This is a genomic window from Brevibacterium rongguiense (genome assembly GCF_009857845.1).
Classification (GTDB): domain Bacteria; phylum Actinomycetota; class Actinomycetes; order Actinomycetales; family Brevibacteriaceae; genus Brevibacterium; species Brevibacterium rongguiense.
This window is the reverse complement of sequence record NZ_WWEQ01000063.1, coordinates 1-18,018: the sequence shown is the minus strand read 5'-3', so window position 1 is coordinate 18,018 and position 18,018 is coordinate 1. Positions and strand designations below refer to the sequence as shown.

General features: G+C 73.3%; 16 protein-coding genes and 2 rRNA genes. 14 read left to right on the top strand and 4 right to left on the bottom strand.

Features of this window, described 5'->3' with window-relative positions; genetic code table 11:
* Window positions 1-128: ribosomal RNA gene (locus GSY69_RS11795) — 23S ribosomal RNA — on the top strand; the annotation flags it as partial.
* 198 nt (window positions 129-326) lie between these two features.
* Window positions 327-443: ribosomal RNA gene (gene rrf / locus GSY69_RS11790) — 5S ribosomal RNA — on the top strand.
* 366 nt (window positions 444-809) lie between these two features.
* Here rrf and GSY69_RS11785 read toward each other — a convergent pair.
* A complete protein-coding gene (locus GSY69_RS11785; RefSeq protein ID WP_160954042.1) occupies window positions 810-2,189 on the bottom strand; it encodes an NAD-dependent succinate-semialdehyde dehydrogenase in 1,380 nt (459 codons plus the stop codon).
* Between the two features lie 138 nt (window positions 2,190-2,327).
* Window positions 2,328-2,873 (bottom strand): flavin reductase family protein, encoded by a 546-nt coding sequence (locus tag GSY69_RS11780; RefSeq protein ID WP_160954041.1) that lies wholly within the window; start codon window positions 2,871-2,873, stop codon window positions 2,328-2,330.
* Window positions 2,874-2,905: 32 nt separating this feature from the next.
* Here GSY69_RS11780 and GSY69_RS11775 point away from each other — a divergent pair, with 32 nt between their 5' ends.
* Window positions 2,906-3,166, top strand: a complete 261-nt coding sequence (locus tag GSY69_RS11775; RefSeq protein WP_160954040.1) for a DUF3039 domain-containing protein — start codon at window positions 2,906-2,908, stop codon at window positions 3,164-3,166.
* Window positions 3,167-4,960: a DEAD/DEAH box helicase gene (locus tag GSY69_RS11770; protein WP_160954039.1), complete on the top strand. Its 1,794-nt coding sequence runs from the start codon at window positions 3,167-3,169 to the stop codon at window positions 4,958-4,960.
* A gap of 21 nt (window positions 4,961-4,981) precedes the next feature.
* On the opposite strand, the gene GSY69_RS11765 is transcribed toward GSY69_RS11770, so the two are convergent.
* The gene (locus GSY69_RS11765; RefSeq protein ID WP_160954038.1) at window positions 4,982-6,298 is read right to left on the bottom strand and encodes a nicotinate phosphoribosyltransferase; all 1,317 of its coding nucleotides are present in this window, start codon (window positions 6,296-6,298) and stop codon (window positions 4,982-4,984) included.
* Window positions 6,299-6,394: 96 nt separating this feature from the next.
* Between GSY69_RS11765 and clpS the strand changes: the two genes are divergently transcribed.
* The 10 genes from clpS to GSY69_RS11715 all read left to right on the top strand — a co-directional run bounded on the left by clpS (window position 6,395) and on the right by GSY69_RS11715 (window position 16,477).
* On the top strand, window positions 6,395-6,679 hold the full coding sequence (gene clpS, locus GSY69_RS11760; protein WP_235936516.1) for an ATP-dependent Clp protease adapter ClpS: 285 nt from the start codon (window positions 6,395-6,397) through the stop codon (window positions 6,677-6,679).
* Entirely contained in the window at window positions 6,676-7,296 is a 621-nt protein-coding gene (locus GSY69_RS11755) for a DUF2017 domain-containing protein (RefSeq protein WP_160954036.1), read from the top strand. Before clpS ends, GSY69_RS11755 begins: the two co-directional genes overlap by 4 nt.
* Window positions 7,296-8,102: an MBL fold metallo-hydrolase gene (locus GSY69_RS11750; protein ID WP_160954035.1), complete on the top strand. Its 807-nt coding sequence runs from the start codon at window positions 7,296-7,298 to the stop codon at window positions 8,100-8,102. Before GSY69_RS11755 ends, GSY69_RS11750 begins: the two co-directional genes overlap by 1 nt.
* A gap of 119 nt (window positions 8,103-8,221) precedes the next feature.
* The gene (gene rph / locus GSY69_RS11745; protein ID WP_160954034.1) at window positions 8,222-8,974 is read left to right on the top strand and encodes a ribonuclease PH; all 753 of its coding nucleotides are present in this window, start codon (window positions 8,222-8,224) and stop codon (window positions 8,972-8,974) included.
* A gap of 2 nt (window positions 8,975-8,976) precedes the next feature.
* Window positions 8,977-9,576: an RdgB/HAM1 family non-canonical purine NTP pyrophosphatase gene (gene rdgB, locus GSY69_RS11740; protein ID WP_160954033.1), complete on the top strand. Its 600-nt coding sequence runs from the start codon at window positions 8,977-8,979 to the stop codon at window positions 9,574-9,576.
* A 120-nt stretch (window positions 9,577-9,696) separates the two neighbouring features.
* Entirely contained in the window at window positions 9,697-11,199 is a 1,503-nt protein-coding gene (locus GSY69_RS11735) for an ABC transporter substrate-binding protein (RefSeq protein WP_160954032.1), read from the top strand.
* A 12-nt stretch (window positions 11,200-11,211) separates the two neighbouring features.
* Complete coding sequence (locus GSY69_RS11730) at window positions 11,212-12,159, top strand: ABC transporter permease (RefSeq protein ID WP_160954031.1); 948 nt, start codon at window positions 11,212-11,214, stop codon at window positions 12,157-12,159.
* Window positions 12,156-13,064, top strand: a complete 909-nt coding sequence (locus GSY69_RS11725; protein ID WP_160954030.1) for an ABC transporter permease — start codon at window positions 12,156-12,158, stop codon at window positions 13,062-13,064. The genes GSY69_RS11730 and GSY69_RS11725 overlap by 4 nt, the downstream gene beginning before the upstream one ends.
* A complete protein-coding gene (locus GSY69_RS11720) occupies window positions 13,061-15,061 on the top strand; it encodes a dipeptide ABC transporter ATP-binding protein (protein WP_160954029.1) in 2,001 nt (666 codons plus the stop codon). Before GSY69_RS11725 ends, GSY69_RS11720 begins: the two co-directional genes overlap by 4 nt.
* A 12-nt stretch (window positions 15,062-15,073) precedes the next feature.
* Complete coding sequence (locus tag GSY69_RS11715) at window positions 15,074-16,477, top strand: amidase (RefSeq protein WP_160954028.1); 1,404 nt, start codon at window positions 15,074-15,076, stop codon at window positions 16,475-16,477.
* 30 nt (window positions 16,478-16,507) lie between these two features.
* Here GSY69_RS11715 and GSY69_RS11710 read toward each other — a convergent pair.
* Window positions 16,508-18,018: zinc ribbon domain-containing protein (locus GSY69_RS11710; RefSeq protein WP_235936515.1), on the bottom strand; the 1,511-nt coding region annotated here is incomplete at its 5' end.

The following is an 18,018-nucleotide window of genomic DNA, read 5'->3' as shown; positions in this document are numbered from 1 at the left end:
TGGGAAGCCGGCTTCGAGATGAGATTTCGTTATTAGGTGCCCTAGAGATGATGGGGTTGATAGGCCAGATGTGGGAGCCCTGTGAGGGGTGGAGCTGACTGGTACTAATACGCCGATCACTCACCCAATACACGTTTTGTGTGCCTTCGCGCGCTGTGGCCCGTTTTCGGGTTGTGGTGTGGGGGTTGCGGGTCGGGTAACACGAGTAAACACGTTTCGACTGTCATGGTTGGTGTTCGCGTCCACTGTTTTGGCATTGCCGTATCCCGGTGTGCCCCCTTGTGTGCTGCCTGTTGTGGCGGCCGTGTGGGGGTGTCCCGTGTTTTTGCGGTGGTGAGAGTGTTGGGGAAACGCCCGGTTCCATTCCGAACCCGGAAGCTAAGCCTGATCACGCCGATGGTACTGCACCCGAGGGGGTGTGGGAGAGTAGGTCGCCGCCGCAATCCTCTTCGATTGGGGGGTCTTGTCGCTGCACAGCAGCGACAAGACCCCCCTTCTTTTTTGCCCCCGGGTGTTTCCTTTGCGCTCGGGGGTTGCTGGCGTGTGCGCCCGGCCCGGGGCATGCTTGCCCGCTCGGGTGGGCCTGTGACTGTCCGGGATGGTGGTCGTGCGTGTGCCAGGCCTGCCGGTTCAGGCGGTGTGTGGGGGCGGCCCTCCGACGACACGAGGACGAGTTCGGCCTGCGCCCGCGCGAACCCCTAGTAGCTAGCAGCGGTGCGGTCCAGGGGCAGCGAAGGGGCCCAGGAACCGCCGCTTAGCGGTTCCTGGGCCCCTTCGCTGCGTGCTCGGACGGGCAGCGGGCGCGCCCGTTACTTCGCGGCGTGCTCGCGGATGAGGTGCTCGTTCGTGAACTCGCGCAGCGCCCACTGCGCGTTCTCGCGCCCGTACCCGGAGCGGTTGATGCCGCCGAACGGGAACTCGGGGCTCGACTCCATGTGCGAGTTGACGAAGCTCATCCCCGCGTTGATCTTCGCTGCGAACTCGGCGCCCTTCTCCGGGTCGTCGGTCCACACGGAGCTCATGAGACCGTAGTCCGTGTCGTTGGCCAGGCGCAGCGCGTCGTCGGCGTCTTTGGCCTTGTAGATCATGACTGCCGGCCCGAACAGCTCGTTGCATCCCAGATCCGACTGCGGATCGATGTCGGTGAGCACGGCCGGCGACATGAACCAGCCGTTGCGGTCGAGCTTCTCACCGCCGGTGTGCAGGGTGGCGCCGTCCGCCACGGCCTGCTGGATGCGCTCGACTGTCTCATCGCGCGCATCCTCCGAGGACATGGGCCCCATGCCGACGTCGGGATCGTCGTAGTCGCTGACTTTCGTGGCCTCGACGGCCTTGACCGCCTCGGCGACGAACTCGTCGTAGAGGTCTTCCACGACGATCATGCGCTTGGGCGAGGTGCACACCTGGCCGGCGTTCGACAGGCGCAGCTGCACCGCCTGCTTGGCAAGCGCCGGCACGTCCGCGGAATCGAGGACGACGAACGGGTCGTTGCCGCCGAGCTCCAGGACGGATCGCTTGAGGTACTTCGCGGCGATCCCCGCGACCGAGGCGCCCGCGCCCTCCGAGCCCGTGAGGGAGAAGCCCTTGACGCGGAAGTCCTTGAGGACCTCCTCCGCGTCCGAGCTGTTGAGGTAGAGGTTCTGGTAGACGCCCTTGGGCAGGCCGGCCTCCTCGAGCATGTCCGCGAACAGCTGCGAGGACTCCGGGCAGATCGAGGCCTGCTTCATGAGGATCGCATTGCCCACCATGAGGTTGGGCAGCACGAAGCGGGCGATCTGGTTGTACGGGAAGTTCCAGGGCATGATCCCCAGGAGCACGCCCAGCGGGTCGTGGCGCACGTAGCTGCGCTCCGCACCCGCGGCCGGCAGCTGCGTGGGCTCGAGGTACATGTGGGCGTGATCGGCGAACCAGCGCGCGGTGCGCGCCACCTTCTGCGCCTCGGCCACGCCCTGGGCCTTGGGCTTGCCCATCTCGCGGCCGATGACGTCGGCCATGGCCTCCGCGCGCTCGTCGACGAGCTCCCCGAACGCGCGCAGCACCCTGCCGCGCTCGGTCAGGCTCGTCTCCCGCCAGCTGAGGAACGCCTCGTGCGCGCGGTCGATGTAGCCGGGGATCTCGTCCTTCGTCACGGACGGGAATTCCTTCTCGACCTTGCCGGTGTTGGCGTTGGTCACTGCGAACTTGCTCATGGGCGTCCTCTCGCTTGAGACATCGTGTCACCCACCACAACACGTCAGCGCGCCTTGGTATTTCTGCTCACCGCCATGCGGACAGCCCGGGGGCGGCCACGCGTGCAGTGGCACCTCGGCCGGGCGCAGACGGCTTGCTCAGCCGACGGTGCCGTAGCCGTCGCCCCAGCGCACCAGCGGGCGCCTGCCGGGCTGCGCGCCGCAGGCGAGCACGCGCCCGGCGAGCAGCGTGTGCGTCGCGATCTCGATGCGCTGGTCGATGGCGATCTCGAAGTGCGCGGCGCAGCCCGCGAGGTGCGGCGGACCGGCCTCACCGGGCACGAGCTCGATGCCGTCGAGCAGGCCGTACGACGGCTGGCCCGGGGTGCCCAGCCACTGGGCGATGCCCTTCTGGTCCGCGGCCAGCACGCTGAGTGTGAACGCCCGCGCAGAATCGAGGGCCTCCATCATCCGCGAGCCCGAGTACACGGCGACCGCCATGGTGGGCGGGTCGTAGGACACATCGAGCGCCGAGCCGACCGTGATCGCGGTGAGCCGCCCGCCGGCACCGGCCGGCCTCCCGGCGAGCAGGGCGCAGGTGCCGCTGGGCAGCGCTGCGGCCGCGCTGCGGTACGCATCGGCGAAGCCGGGCCGGGCAGGGGGCTGCGCCGGGGGAGGCGATGCGGGAGGCTCCGGGGTGGACACGCGACCATTCTAGGAGTCCTACAATGGTGGGCATGTCCGAAACCATTCCGAGCACCGGCGGTGCCGCGACCATCGAGCGCGAGCAGCAGGAGCAGCTCGTCGAGCCCGGCGACCACGAGCGGTTCTCCCACTACGCGCCCAAGGCCAAGATCATGGAGGCGATGGTGACGGGAACGCCCATCGTCGCCCTCTGCGGCAAGGTCTGGGTGCCCACCCGCGATCCCGAGCGCTTCCCCGTCTGCCCGGCCTGCAGGGAGATCTTCGAGACCATGCCGGAAGGACCCCAGGAGTAGATGACCGGCCCGCAACGGGTCCCCGGCACCTCCGCTGCAGAGCACCTTCCCCCCGCCTTCCCCGAGCGCGCCGCCTGGGGCACCGCCGGCAAGCTGCGCGCCTGGCAGGCCGAGGCCCTCGAACAGTACTTCCGCACCGAGCCGCGCGACTTCCTGGCGGTCGCCACCCCCGGGGCGGGCAAGACCACCTTCGCGCTGCGCCTGGCCGCCGAGCTGCTGGCCGAGCGCAAGGTCGACCGGATCACGGTCGTCGCCCCCACCGAGCACCTCAAGGTCCAGTGGGCCGACGCGGCGGCGCGCGTGGGAATCCGCGTCGATCCCTACTTCAAGAACAGCCAGGGCCGCCACGGCGCCGGCTACCACGGCGTCGCCGTGACCTACGCGCAGGTCGCCGCGAAGCCCGTGCTCCACCACAACCGCACGCAGGCCGCGCGCACCCTCGTCATCCTCGACGAGATCCACCACGCGGGCGACGCCCTGTCCTGGGGTGACGCGGTGCGCGAGGCCTTCGCCCCGGCCGCGCGGCGCCTGGCGCTCACGGGCACCCCCTTCCGGTCCGACACCTCCGCGATCCCGTTCGTCGTCTACGAGCCCGACGACGAGGGCATCCGGACCTCCCAGGCCGACTACTCGTACGGCTACTCGCGCGCGCTGGGCGACGGGGTGGTGCGCCCCGTCATCTTCATGACGTACTCGGGGCAGATGCGCTGGAAGACGAAGACCGGCGATGTCATGGAGACGGTGCTCGGCGCCGAGGCGACCAAGGACATCCACGCCCAGGCCTGGCGCACCGCGCTGGACCCGCGCGGCGAGTGGATCCCCGCGGTCCTGCGGGCCGCGGACATCCGCCTCACCGAGGTCCGGCGCACGGTGCCCGATGCCGGCGGCCTCGTCATCGCCACCGACCAGGAGACGGCGCGGGCGTATGCCAAGCAGCTGCGGGAGATCACCGGCGAGCAGGTCACGGTCGTGCTCTCCGACGAGGCCGGGGCCGGCAAGCGCATCGAGGAGTTCCAGGAGTCCCAGCGGCGCTGGATGGTCGCCGTGCGGATGGTCTCGGAGGGCGTGGACGTGCCCCGCCTGGCCGTGGGCGTCTACGCGACCTCGGCCTCGACGCCCCTGTTCTTCGCCCAGGCGGTGGGCCGCTTCGTGCGCGCCCGCAAGCGGGGCGAGACCGCGTCCGTCTTCCTGCCCAGCGTGCCGATCCTCCTCGCCCTGGCCAACTCCCTCGAGGCCGAGCGCGACCACGCCCTCGACCGCAAGCCCGATCCCGACGACGAGGGCATCATCGCCCTCGACGACGACGCCCTGGCCCGCGCGAACGAGTCCGAATCCGCCTCCTCCGCGCTCGACGACGGCGCATTCGAGGCGCTGAGGGCGGAGGCCTCGTTCGACCGCGTCCTCTTCGACGGCGGCGAGTTCGGCGCCGGGGGAGCGGTGGGCTCGGACGACGAGCTCGACTTCATCGGCCTGCCCGGCCTCCTCGAGCCGGATCAGGTGGCACAGCTGCTGCGCTCGCGGCAGGCCGAGCAGACCAAGCGCAAGGGCACCGCGAGCGGGGTCGCCCCGCCGCGCGCGGACGCCGCGGAGCTCGAGCACCGGGCGCTCAAGGAGGAGCGCACGAAGCTCCAGTCCATGGTGGGCGCGTGGGCCCGGCGCACGGGCCAGAAGCACGGCGCGATTCACGTGGAGCTGCGCCGCGCCTGCGGCGGCCCCGCCGTGGCGCAGGCCAGCCGCGCGCAGATCCAGGAGCGGATCGCGACCCTGCAGAAGTGGTTCGTCGGGCGCAGCTGAGATCCCGCCCCGGGGCGCGCCTCAGGCGCGGTAGTACACCGTGGGAATGGCGGGCTCGCCGTCCTGCAGGCGGTGGGCCGAGCGCGGCAGCTCGGCCATCGACTCGTCGTGGCGCGCCCGGGCGCGCTTGACCCCGGGCGGCCCCGTAAGCGCATCGTCGACCTCGCCGTCGACCACGAGGTCGATGGTGAGCGGCCGGCCATCGGAGACATCGGCGGGCAGCGCGGGGATGCCGATGGCCTCCTCGGTCGCCACCCCGTGGTCCACCGTGCGCACGGCCTCCTTGAAGCCCCCGCGCGAGGCCTTGCCCTTCGAGGCCTTCTGCACCGCGGTCCACTCGCCGGAGTCGTCGACGTGGGCGACGAGCTTGTAGACGAGATTGGCGGTGGGCGCCCCGGAGCCGGTCACAAGGCGCGTGCCCACGCCGTAGGAGTCCACCGGTGCGGCCGCCAGGCCGGCCACCGCGTACTCGTCGAGGTCGCTCGTCACCGTGATCTTCGTGTTCCGGGCGCCGAGCTCGTCGAGGCGGGCGCGCACCTCCGCCGCCTGGATGCCGAGGTCGCCGGAGTCGATGCGCACACCGCCGAGCTCCGGTCCTGCGACCTCGATGGCCGTCGTGAGCGCGCGGTCGACGTCGTAGGTGTCGAGCAGCAGCGTGGTGCCCGTGCCCAGGGCCGCGACCTGGGCGGCGAACGCCTCGCGCTCGGTGTCGTGCAGCAGCGTGAACGCGTGGGCCGACGTGCCGATCGTGTGCAGGCCCCAGCGGCGGCCGGCCGCGAGGTTCGACGTCGAGGCGAACCCAGCGATGTAGGCCGCGCGGGCGGCGGCGACCGCGGCGTCCTCCTGCGTGCGCCGCGAGCCCATGTCCGCGCACGGGCGCTCGCCCGCCGCCGTGGCGATCCGCGAGGCCGCAGCGGCGATCGCGGAATCGTGGTTGAGCATCGACAGCAGGAGCGTCTCGAGCACGACGGCCTGCGCGAACGGCGCCTGGACCGTCACGAGCGGCGAGCCGGGGAAGTAGACCTCACCCTCCGCGTACCCGCGGATCGTGCCGGTGAAGCGGTAGTCGGCCAGCCAGTCCAGTGTGTCCTCGTCGACGATGCCGCGCTCGCGCAGGAAGCCCAGCTCCTCGGCGCCGAAGCGGAAGGCGGCCAGCGCCTCGAGGAAGCGGCCGGTGCCGGCGAGCACGCCGTAGCGCCGGCCCGCCGGGAGGCTGCGGCCGAAGGCCTCGAACAGGCACATCCGCTCGGCGGCCTTCGAGTGGAGTGCGGCCTGGAGCATCGTGAGCTCGTACTGGTCGGTGAGCAGGGCGCTCGAGGGCCCTGTGAGATCACTCATACGGCCGATCCTATTGCACGCCCGTCCCACGGTCGTGCCAGGTCCATCCCTTACAGTGAGACGGTGACTTCCGCATCGTCCGGCTCCCAGGCCACCCTGGATCCCGACCTCACCGTGGAGGCGGCGCAGGTGCCGTCCGCGCCGTGGGTGACGATCGTCTTCAACGACCCCGTCAACCTCATGAGCTACGTCACCTACGTCTTCCGCAGCTACTTCGGCTACTCCCGCGAGCGGGCGGAGAAGCTCATGCGCGAGGTCCACGAGGCCGGCCGCTCGACGGTCGCCCGCGGCAGCCGCGAGGAGATGGAGCGCGATACGCAGTCGATGCACGGCTTCGGCCTGTGGGCCTCGTGCCAGCCCGCGGACGGGGGCGGGGCATGAAGATCACCGCCGCGCGCCGCGCCTTCGCCGCCGTGGACGTCGACGACATGGAGCGCCGCCTGCTCATGCGCCTCTTCGCCGACACGGCGGCGCTTCTCGTCGCCGAGGACGGCGGCGCCGATGACGAGCCCGGCACCCAGGGCGGCGGGGCGCACGACGAGGAGGCCGCGCGCCTCGAGCGCCTCGTAGGGCTGGCCAGCGGCGAGCGCCCCGAGGACCCCGCCGTGCTGCGCCTGCTGCCCGATGCCGCGCCGGATGACCCGGAGCGCGCCGCGGAGTTCCGCCGGCTCACCGAGCGCGATCTGCGCGAGGGCAAGCTCGCCAACCTCCGCATCGCCCTGCACGGGCTGGCGGGCACCGGCCGCATCGAGCTCACGGAGGAGGAGGCGCGCGCCTGGCTCACGGCGCTCACCGACGTCCGCCTCGTCATCGCCACCCGCCTCGAGCTCGTCTCCGACGACGACCTCGAGCGCCTCTACGACCGCGGCGACGACCTCGACGACAACACCGCCGCGATGGTCTCCGTCTACGACTTCCTCACCTGGGCCCAGGAGCGCCTGAGCGAGATCATGCTCGACGCGCTCGATGCCCGGCCCTCCGGCGGCGGGCCCGCCTGATGCGCCTGACCGCCATCGGCACCTCGGGCTCGTTCCCCGGACCCGCATCCGCCGCCAGCTGCTACCTCGTCGAGCACGCCGAGGCCGGCCGCACCTGGCGCATCGTCCTCGACCTGGGCTCGGGGGCACTGGGCCCGCTCCAGACCGTGTGCGCGGTGGGCGAGATCGACGCGGTGGTGCTCAGCCACCTCCACCCCGACCACTGCCTCGACATCACCGGACTCTACGTTGCCCGCAGCTACAACCCGGCCCGCCCCGCGGGCAGCGCGATCCCGCGCATCCCCGTGTGGGCGCCGGCCGGCGCGGCCGAGCGGCTGAGCGCGGCCTACCACACGGAGGCCGGCCGCAGCCCCGTCGCCTCCGAGTACCACGCCACGGACTTGGGCTCCGTCTTCGACTTCCACGAGCTGGGCTCCCGCGCGGCGTTCTCGATCGGCCCGCTCGCCTTCACCGCCCACCTCGTCGATCACCCCGTCGAGGCGTACGCCCTGCGGATCGGCGCGCCCGACGGCGCCGTGCTCGCCTATTCGGGCGACAGCGACGAGTGCGCCGAGCTCACCGCGGCCGCGGCCGGCGCCGCGCTCTTCCTGTGCGAGGCCGCCTTCGAAGAGGACCGCGACACCGTGCGCGGAATCCACCTGACCGGCCGCCGGGCCGGGCGCACCGCGCGCGCGGCCGGCGCGCAGGCGCTCGTCCTCACCCACGTGCCCCCGTGGACGCGGGCGCAGACCGTGGCGGCCGAGGCCGCAGCGGAGTTCTCGGGCCCCATCGAGATCGCCGCGCCCGCCGCGGCTTGGGACCTCTGAGCCCGCCGCCCACCGGCCCGAGCCCAACCCCCTCCCCACCGCGAGCCCGACACCGACTTCCACCCCCGACAACCCCGAACCCCAGCCGACCCCCGATCAGCGAAGCAGCGAGGCAGGACATGAGCAGAGCAGACAACCGCGCGGCCGATGAGCTGCGCCCGGTGCGGATCACCCGCAACTGGCTCGACCACGCCGAGGGCAGCGTCCTCGTCGAGTTCGGCCGCACCCGCGTGCTGTGCGCGGCCTCCCTGACCGAGGGCGTGCCGCGCTGGCTCAAGGGCCAGGGCACCGGCTGGGCGACCGCCGAATACGCGATGCTGCCCCGGGCGACGAACACCCGCAGCCCCCGCGAGTCCGTCAAGGGCAAGATCGGCGGGCGCACCCATGAGATCTCCCGCCTCATCGGCCGCTCGCTGCGCGCGGTGGTGGACACCAAGGCGCTGGGGGAGAACACGCTCCAGCTCGACTGCGACGTCCTCCAGGCCGACGGCGGCACGCGCACCGCGGCCATCACCGGCGCCTACGTCGCAATGGCCGATGCCCTGACCACGGGGCGCGAGCGCGGGTGGATCGCCAAGCGCGCCCAGCCGCTGCGCGACTCCGTGGCCGCCGTGAGCGTCGGCATCATCGACGGTACCCCCGTCCTCGACCTGCCCTACGAGGAGGACTCCCGCGCGGAGACGGACATGAACGTCGTCATGACCGGCTCCGGGGCCTTCGTCGAGGTGCAGGGCACGGCGGAGGGCGCCCCCTTCGACCGCGCCGAGCTCGACACCCTCCTCGACCTGGCCGCCGGCGGCTGCCGCGACCTCGCGCAGCTGCAGGCCGCCGCGCTCGCCGAGACCGCCGACACCGCCCCGGCAGGCCGGTAGCCGTGGAGCTCACCCGCGCCGTGCTCGCCACCTGCAACGAGGGCAAGCGGGTCGAACTCGAGGCGATCCTCGCCGAGATCCTCGGCACGGCCGAGGTCGTGACCGCCGGCGCGCTCGGCCTGCCCGATGTGCGCGAGACCGAGGTGACGTTCGAGGGCAACGCGCTGCTCAAGGCGCGCGCCGCCGCCCGGGCCAGCGGCCTGCCGGCCATCGCCGACGACTCCGGCCTCGCGGTCGCGGTGATGGGCGGCGCGCCCGGCTTCCTCTCCGCCCGCTGGTCCGGCGCCCACGGCGACGACCGGCGCAACCTCGAGCTGCTGCTCGCCCAGCTGGCCGACGTGCCGCCGGCCCACCGCGGTGCGGCGTTCGTCTGCGCGGCCGCCTACGCCGATCCCAGTGGGCGCGAGCTCGTGGCCCACGGCCGGATGGAGGGCGCGATCGCGACGGCCCCGGCCGGGGAGAACGGCTTCGGCTACGACCCCGTCTTCCTCGTCGCCGGGATGGACGCGACCGCCGCGCAGCTGAGCCCCGCGGAGAAGAACGCCCGGTCCCACCGCCGGCGGGCCTTCGAGGGGCTGGCCCGGCTCATCGCGCGGGCGTGAGCCCGGCCCGGCCTGCCGGGTGCTCGACGTCACACCCCAGGTGAGACCTCCGTTACACTGAGCGGACATCCGGCCCGCCCGCCCGTGGGCGAGGCCGCCGGTCCCACGAGGAGAGCCCCCATGCGAGTTCGCCGCGCCGCCGCCATCGCCGTTGCCGCCGCCCTGGCGCTTGCCGCCTCCGGGTGCAGCGCGGGCGCGGGGAAGTCCGGCTCGGACGAGGACAAGCAGGAGATCACGGTCGCCCAGACCGCCGAGCCCGCGAACCTCGACTTCACGTCGACCTCGGGCGCGGCGATCGGTCAGGCCCTCATGGAGAACGTCTACCAGTCGCTCGTGCGCGTGGGCGACGACGGCAGGCTCGAGCCGGCGCTGGCGAAGTCGTGGGAGGTCTCCGCCGACCGCAGGACCTACACGTTCGCCCTCCAGGACGGCGCCACCTTCTCCAACGGCCACCCGGTCACCGCGCAGGACGTCAAGTCCTCCTACGACCGCGTCGCGAAGTGGAAGAACCCCCTGAAGGCCAAGATGGCCGACGTGGATTCGGTGACCGCGAAGGACGAGCGCACCGTCGTCATCGCGCTGCACAGGCCGTCGAACCGCTGGCTGTTCGACCTCGCCTCGATCGTGGGCGCCGTCTTCGACGACCGGGCCCACGACGACCTCGCGAACACCGCGGTGGGCTCCGGGCCCTTCACGATCGAGAAGTACGCGCGCGGGCAGGAGATCGACTTCGCGGCCCGCGACGACTACTGGGGGGACAAGCCCCACGCGCGCAAGGTCGTCTTCCGCTACTTCAAGGACTCCGTGGCCGCGGCCAACGCGCTCAAGTCCGGCGACGTCGACGTGCTGGGCAACCTCCAGGCGCCCGAGCTGTTCAAGGACTTCGAGTCCGACACGAGCGCCTACCAGGTCATCGAGGGCACCTCCAACGGCGAGGTGGTGCTCTCCATGAACAACGCGCAGGGCATCTTCAAGGACAAGCGGGCCCGCGAGGCCGTCATGTACGCCGTGGACCGCAAGGCCGTCCTCGACACCGCCTGGGGCGGCCACGGCACGCTGATCGGCGGCATGGTCCCGCCCACCGATCCCTACTACGAGGACCTCACCGGAGTGTGGCCCCACGATGCCGCGAAGGCCAAGCGGCTCGTGGAGGAGGCGGGCCTGAGCGGCAAGGAGTTCGCCTTCACGGTGCCCAACCTGCCCTACGCCACTGCGATCGCCAACATCGTGACCTCGCAGCTGGCCGACGCGGGGCTCAAGGCCAAGGTCGAGACCCAGGAGTTCCCCGCCGTGTGGCTGGACAAGACGTTCACCAAGCACGCCTACGACATGTCCGTCGTCAACCACGTCGAGGCGCGCGACATCCTCACCGTCTTCGGCAAGGGCTACTACACGGGCTACGACTCCGCGCGCATCGACGCCCAGGCCAAGGCCGCCGACGAGGGCACCGAGGCGCAGTACGCGGCGGGCATGAAGAAGGTCGCGCGCACGATCACCGAGGACGCGGCAGCGGACTTCCTGTTCCTCTTCCCCAACCTCGTCGTCGCGAAGGCGGGCGTCACCGGCATCCAGCGCAACCAGGTCTCCGATGCGTTCCCCATCGCCGGCCTGGGCTGGAGCTGAGCCCGCACCGCCATGCCGGGCTTCCTCCTCAACCGCGCGCTGCAGTACCTGCTGACCGCGGCCGCGGCCTCCGTCATCGTCTTCGCGCTCATGCAGCTGCTGCCCGGCAGCGCCGCGCAGGTGGCCCTGGGCACCGAGGCCACGCCGGAGGCGGTGCGCGCGCTCGAGGCTCAGTACGGGCTCGACCGCCCGTGGCCCGTGCGCTACTTCGAGTGGGTCGGGGGCATGCTGCACCGGGACTTCGGCACCTCCTACGTCACGGGCGCCCCCATCGCCCCGGTGATCGCCGACGGCATCCAGGTCACGCTCATCGTCGTCATCGCCTCGATCGCCGTGGCGCTCGCCCTCGCCGTGCCGCTGGGCGCGCTCGCCGCCCTCTACCGCTCCCGTCCGCTGGGCGCCGTGATCGGCGCGGCCTCCCAGGTGGGCATCGCGGTGCCGAGCTTCCTCGCCGGCATCCTGCTCGTCATGGTCTTCGCGCTGGGCCTGCGCGTCCTGCCCGCCAGCGGGTGGGCGGCCCCCATCGAGGGGCTGGGCGCGTTCGCCTCGCACCTCGTGCTGCCCGTGACGGCGCTCGCCCTCGTCCAGGCGGCGATCCTCACCCGCTACGTCCGCTCCGCCGTGCTCGAGGTCATGGGCCGGGACTTCCTGCGCACCGCGCGCGCCGCCGGGCGCACCCGCACCGGGGCCCTCGTGCGCCACGGGCTGCGCTCGGCGGCCATCCCCGTCGTCACGGTCGCGGGCGTCCAGCTCGCGGCGCTGCTCGTGGGGGCCGTCGTCGTCGAGCAGGTCTTCGTGCTGCCGGGCATCGGCTCGGAGCTCGTGCGCGCGGTGTCCAACCGCGACCTCGTGACGGTCCAGGGCATCGTCATGGTCCTCGTGCTCGCCGTCCTCGTCCTCAACTTCATCGTCGATCTCCTCTACCCGGTCATCGACCCGCGCGTGAGGAGGGGAGCATGAGCTCCGTGCCCGCCGAACCGGCCGAGCCCGCCGTGGCCGAGCCCGCCGCGCCCGCAGGCGCGGCCGGCCCGCCCGCGCTGCGGCGCCGGCGCGCCGAGGCGAGCCTCGTCATCGGCGCCTGCCTCGTGGGCCTCGTCGTCGTCCTGGCGCTCGTCTCGTTCGCCTGGACCCCCTACGAGGCGGGCCGGGCCGTGCCCGCCGATCGGCTGGCCGGCGCCTCGGCGGCTCACCCGTTCGGCACGGACCAGTACGGCCGCGACACCCTCACCTGGGTGATGTGCGGCGCCCGGATCGCGCTGGCCGTGGGCGTCGTCTCCGTGGCGATCGCCCTGCTCATCGGGGTGCCGCTGGGCGTCTTCGCGGGCATGACCCGCCGCGGCTGGCTGGGCGCGCTCGTCATGCGCGGCAACGACCTGCTGCTCGCATTCCCCGCCCTGCTGCTCGCGATCGTCTTCTCCGCCGTCTTCGGGCCGGGCACGGGCCCGGCCATGGCCGCGGTGGGCATCGCCTCGATCCCCGGGTTCGCCCGCGTCGCCCGGGCGGGCACGCTGCAGGTGATGAGCAGCGAGTACGTGCTGGCCGCGCGCGCGGCCAACCGCCGGCCGCCGGCCATCGCGCTGGCCCACGTGCTGCCCAACATCGGCGGCATGATCATCGTGCAGGCCTCCGTCTCCTTCGCCCTGGCGATCCTCGCCGAGGCGGGGCTGTCCTTCCTGGGGCTCGGCACCCAGCCGCCCACCCCCTCGTGGGGCCGCATGCTGCAGGACTCCCAGCAGTTCCTGGGCAGCCGGCCCGAGCTCGCGCTCTGGCCGGGCCTCTTCATCGCGCTGGCGGTGCTGGGCTTCAACCTGCTGGGCGACGGGCTGCGCGACCGCCTCGATCCCACGCTGCGGGGGCGCTCATGAGCGCCCCGCTGCTGCGCGTCGCCTCGCTGCGCGTGCACGCCGGGCCCGCGGAGCTCGTGCGAGGGGTGTCGTTCGCAGTTGCCCCGGGGGAGCGCGTGGGCCTCATCGGCGAGTCCGGGTCCGGCAAGTCGCTCACGGCCGCCGCGCTCATGGGCCTGCTGCCCGAGGGCCTGCGCGCCACCGGCGACGTCGAACTGGCCGGGGTGCGCGGCAACGTCCTCACACGCGGCGAGCGCGAGCTCGCGCGGGTACGAGGGCGCGCCGCGGGCATGGTCTTCCAGGAGCCCATGAGCGCCCTCGACCCGCTCATGCGCGTGGGCGCGCAGATCGCCGAGGCCCTCGTGCTCCACGGCGCGCAGCGCGCGGCGGCCCGCGCCCGCGCAGTGGAGGCGCTCGCCGAGGTGGGGCTGCCGGACCCGGCTGCGGCCGCGGCCGCGTATCCCCACCAGCTCTCCGGCGGCCAGCGCCAGCGCGTCGTGCTCGCCATCGCGCTGGCCAACGAGCCGCGCCTGCTCATCTGCGATGAGCCCACCACCGCCCTCGACGTCACGGTCCAGGCCCAGGTGCTCGAGCTCATCCGCACCGCCGCGGCCCGGCCGGGCTCCGGGCTGCTCTTCATCACCCACGACCTGGCCGTCGTGGCCGAGGTGTGCACGCGGGTGCTCGTCATGCACGCCGGCGAGGTCGTCGAGGAGGGCCCGGTGGGCCGGGTGCTCACGGCTCCCGCCCACCCCTACACGCGGGGGCTGCTCGCGGCCTCGGACCTGCGCGCCGTCGACGAGCGCGGCCGGCTGTTCACGATGGCCACCGCGCCCGCCTACCCCGCCGGGGGCGCGGCGGCGGGCGGTGCCGAGGGCACTGCTGCGCGCTGCGGTGGGGGCGCTGCGACTGGCGATGCCGGGGGCACTGGGGTGCGCGGCGGTGGGCCGGAGACGGCGCAGGAGGCCGGGCCTGAGGCGGTGCACGAGGCCGGAACGGAGGCGGCGCCGGCGCCCGTGCCCGGGGCGGTCGCCGGGCCGGCGTCCGTGCCGTCAGCGCAGCCAACCACCGAGCAGTCGACCGGATCGTCGTCCGTGCTGGCATCCGAGCTCGCATCCGGGACCGTGGCCGGGACCGTGGCCGGGACCGCAGCCGAGACCGGACCGGCGGCGCAGGACAGCCCGGCCCGCACCTCGGGCGCGGGGGAGGGGACGGTCGCCGCCATCGAGGTGCGCGGGCTGGCCAAGGCGTATCGGCGCACGGGCCGCGGGATCCTGTCCCGCGGCTCCGAGGTCACGGCGCTGGCGGGGGTGAGCTTCTGTGTGGCCGCGGGCGCCCGGTTCGGCATCGTCGGGGAGTCCGGCTCCGGGAAGTCCACGCTGCTGCGTATCCTCGCCGGCCTCGAGCCGGCCTCCGGTGGCACGGCCACGGTGTCCGGGGTCGACGTCGTGGGCGCCGGAGAGCCTGCGCTGCGGCGGATGCGCGAGGACGTCCAGGTCGTCTTCCAGGACCCGTTCGCCTCCCTCGACCCCCGCATGCGCGCTGCCGACATCGTCGCCGAGCCGCTGCTGGCCCAGGGGCTCTCAACCGCCGAGCGCCGCGAGCGCGCCGCGCGCGCCCTCAGCGACGTGGGCCTGAGCGCGGCGGACGGACAGCGCTACCCGCACCAGTTCTCCGGCGGCCAGCGCCAGCGCATCTCGATCGCGCGCGCCCTCGCCGTGCGCCCCCGCATCCTGCTGGCCGACGAGCCGGTCTCCGCGCTCGACGTGTCCGTGCGCGCCCAGGTGCTCAACCTGCTCACCGACCTCGCCGACCGCTACGGGCTCACGCTCGTCTTCATCTCACATGATCTGGGGGTCGTGCGCCATCTGTGCCGCGATGTCATTGTGATGCAGGGCGGTCGGATCGTCGAGGCCGGCACGGTCGACGACGTCTACGAGCGCCCCCAGCACCCGTACACCGCGGGGCTTGTCGCGGCGACCCCGGATCTGGCCCGGGCGCTCGCGCGGACCCGCTGAGAGGAGACCACCGTGGAGCCCACCCAGACGCTCGCCGACCTGTCCGCCGACCAGCTGCGCGAGGGGTATGAGGCGGGCCGCTTCGAGCCCGGCGAGGTGCTCGCGGCGGTGGGCGAGCGGATCGCGGCCTGCGAGCCCACGATCAACGCGCTGTGGGACGAGTCGGTGGCGGCCGCCCGCCCGGCCGCCGAGGCCTCGGCGGCCCGCTGGCGCGCCGGCCACCCGCTCAGCCGGCTCGACGGGGTCCCGGTCACCCTCAAGGAGAACATCGCGCGCGCCGGGGTCGCGATGCCGGCCGGGCACGCCGCCGGCGATCCCCAGCCCGAGGCGCAGGACGCGCCGATCGCGCAGCGCATGGCCGAGGCGGGCGCGCTCGTCGTGGGCTCCACCGTCATGCCCGACTGGGGGATGCTGTCCTCCGGCGTCTCCTCCCGCCACGGCATCACCCGCTCGCCGCTCGATCCCGCCCTCACCACCGGCGGCTCGTCCGCGGGGGCGGGCGCGGCCGCGGCGGCCGGCTACGGCCCCATCCACATCGGCTCGGACATCGGCGGCTCGATCCGGCTGCCGGGGACCTGGCTGGGCCTCGCGACGCTCAAGCCCAGCTTCGGACGGGTGCCCCTCTCCGCGCCCTACCTGGGCCGCTGCGCCGGCCCGCTCGCGCGCACCGTGGGGGACCTCGTCGCCGCGATGGACATCATCGGCCGGCCCGACGTACGCGACTACTCGCAGCTGCCGCCGCTGACCGGCGGCTACGGCGCGGACTTCGACCCGGTGGGCGCGCGCATCGCCGTGCACACCGATGCCGGCTGCGGCAGCCCCGTGGACCCGGAGGTCGCCGCCGCCGTCGACGCCGCCGCCGAGCGCTTCGCCGCGGCGGGCGCGCAGGTCACGCGCATCGACCCCTTCATGGACGAGGAGCTGCTGGCCGATGTCGACCGCTTCTGGCGCGTGCGCTCGTGGGCCGACCTGCGGGCGCTGCCCGTGGCCGAGCGGGAGAAGATCCTGCCCTATGTGCGCCAGTGGTGCATCCGCGGCTCCGACATCAGCGGAGTCGAGGTGCTGCGCTGCTATCACAGCATCCAGCGGATGCGGCAGGCCACCGTCGCAGCGACGGCCGCCTACGACCTCGTGCTCTCGCCCGTGGCGCCCACCGCCGCGTTCCCCGCCGAGTGGCCCATGCCGTTCAACGATCCGGACCTGCCCATGCTCCACGTGGGCTTCACGGTGCCCTACAACATGTCCGAGCAGCCGGCGGCGACGGTCCTGGCCGGCTACACGGGCGACGGCCGCACGATCGGCGTGCAGCTCGCGGGGCCGCGCTTCGCGGACCCGCAGGTGCTCGCGGCGGCCGCGTGGTTCGAGGCCGATGCCGCGCTGCCGGCCCCCCGCCGCACCGTCGGCACGGCGGGGTGAGCCCCGGCCCCGCGGGCCGGGCCCCCGGCGCTACTTGTTGGCGCCGAAGAACTCGACGTCGAGCTTGTCGCCGCTGATCTTCACCGAGCCGCCCAGCGTGCGCGAGGAGCTGCCCGACCACTTGTCCTTGCCGGCCTTCTTCGAGTCGGCCTTGAAACTGAAGGACAGCGGCTTCGAGGTGGAGAACGATCCGCTGGTGCCCGTCGTGTCGAGGTAGGTGGAGAGCTTCGGCAGCTTCGCGACCTTCCACGTCACGCCGTTCTTCGGCACGTCGTCGCCCACGGTGACCCCGCCCGACGAGGTCTTCGAGTCGATGAAGAACGGGCAGCCCTTGGGCGCGAGGCCCTTCTGCTTCGCACAGGCGCTCAGCTTCGACTCGACGGCCTTCTTCACCGCGGGGGCGAATGCCTTGGAGGCCTTCGCGCTGACGGTGAGCTGGGCGGCCTCGCTGCCGCCGTCGGCGCCCTGGGCGAAGCCCACCGTCGCCGCGTCCTTGCCCGCGCCGACGAACGTGGAGCCCTTCGTCTGCAACTCGTAGGAGCCCGGGTAGACGGCGTAGCTCACGCGGTCGCCCGAGGCGTCGAACTGCTCGCCGTTGACGGTGGCGGCACCGCCGCCCGTGGGCGCGGAGACGACGACCGTCTGCAGGACGGGCCCGTCGAGCTTCCACTTGTCGAAGAAGAGGCCCTCCTTGCCGTCCTTGTGGGCGGCCATGTCCATGCTGTACTCCTGCGTGCCCACCATGTAGGTCGTGGAGATAGTGGCGTCGTCGCCGTTGATCTTCGTGTCCGTGACCTGCGGCTGGCTCATCTTCTCCTGCGCGGCGCCGTAGTACCGCTCCTCGAGCAGCGCCTCGTTCGTGCCCTCGGGCACCTGGGGCTGCGCGATGCCCGCCGCGCCCTCGACGTCACCGTCGGCGAGCTTGGTCAGGTAGTCCTGGGCGAGCCTGTCCGGCCCGTGGCCGCTGCGGTTGAGCGAGCCGACGACGATCGCGCCGATCGCGCCGAGCAGGACCACGAGGCCCACCGCGATGAGCGTGATGAGCAGGGGGCGGCGGCTGCGCTTGGCGGGCCGGCCCGGTGCCCCGGGGCCGGGGCGGTGGCCCGGGGCCGGGGCCGGCTGGGGGACGGCCGCGGCGGTGTGCGCACCCGTGCCGGGGGCAGGGGCGGGCTGGGGGACCGGTGCCTGGCGCTGGGTGGGCGGCTCCGCACCGGGCTGGGCGGGGGCGCCAAACGGCTGCTGGCCGCCCGACTGGGGGGCCGCGCCGTGCGGCTCCTGGGGGCGCACGCCGGCACCGGGCCTGCCGAGGGGCTGGCCGGGGGCCGGCGGTGCGGCTGCGCCGGGCGGCTGCACCGGGAAGGCGTCTGCTGGGGTCTCGCCCCCGGGTGCCTGCGGCGCGTCCACGGGCGGCGCGTCCCAGCGCTGCGTGGGGTATTCCTCGGGGGCAGCCGCGGGGGGCTGCTGACCGGCGGGCGCCGCGGGGGCACCGGGGCCGGTGCCTGTGCCGGCGGCTGTGCCGGGCGCGTAGGCGGGGGGTTCCG

Excerpts from the sequence above, each read along its gene's own strand:
- GSY69_RS11785 (WP_160954042.1), bottom strand. The coding sequence starts at position 2,189 with ATGAGCAAGTTCGCAGTGACCAACGCCAACACCGGCAAGGTCGAGAAG.
- GSY69_RS11775 (WP_160954040.1), top strand. The coding sequence starts at position 2,906 with ATGTCCGAAACCATTCCGAGCACCGGCGGTGCCGCGACCATCGAGCGC.
- GSY69_RS11770 (WP_160954039.1), top strand. The coding sequence starts at position 3,167 with ATGACCGGCCCGCAACGGGTCCCCGGCACCTCCGCTGCAGAGCACCTT.
- GSY69_RS11765 (WP_160954038.1), bottom strand. The coding sequence starts at position 6,298 with ATGAGTGATCTCACAGGGCCCTCGAGCGCCCTGCTCACCGACCAGTAC.
- GSY69_RS11755 (WP_160954036.1), top strand. The coding sequence starts at position 6,676 with ATGAAGATCACCGCCGCGCGCCGCGCCTTCGCCGCCGTGGACGTCGAC.
- GSY69_RS11750 (WP_160954035.1), top strand. The coding sequence starts at position 7,296 with ATGCGCCTGACCGCCATCGGCACCTCGGGCTCGTTCCCCGGACCCGCA.
- rph (WP_160954034.1), top strand. The coding sequence starts at position 8,222 with ATGAGCAGAGCAGACAACCGCGCGGCCGATGAGCTGCGCCCGGTGCGG.
- GSY69_RS11735 (WP_160954032.1), top strand. The coding sequence starts at position 9,697 with ATGCGAGTTCGCCGCGCCGCCGCCATCGCCGTTGCCGCCGCCCTGGCG.
- GSY69_RS11730 (WP_160954031.1), top strand. The coding sequence starts at position 11,212 with ATGCCGGGCTTCCTCCTCAACCGCGCGCTGCAGTACCTGCTGACCGCG.
- GSY69_RS11725 (WP_160954030.1), top strand. The coding sequence starts at position 12,156 with ATGAGCTCCGTGCCCGCCGAACCGGCCGAGCCCGCCGTGGCCGAGCCC.
- GSY69_RS11720 (WP_160954029.1), top strand. The coding sequence starts at position 13,061 with ATGAGCGCCCCGCTGCTGCGCGTCGCCTCGCTGCGCGTGCACGCCGGG.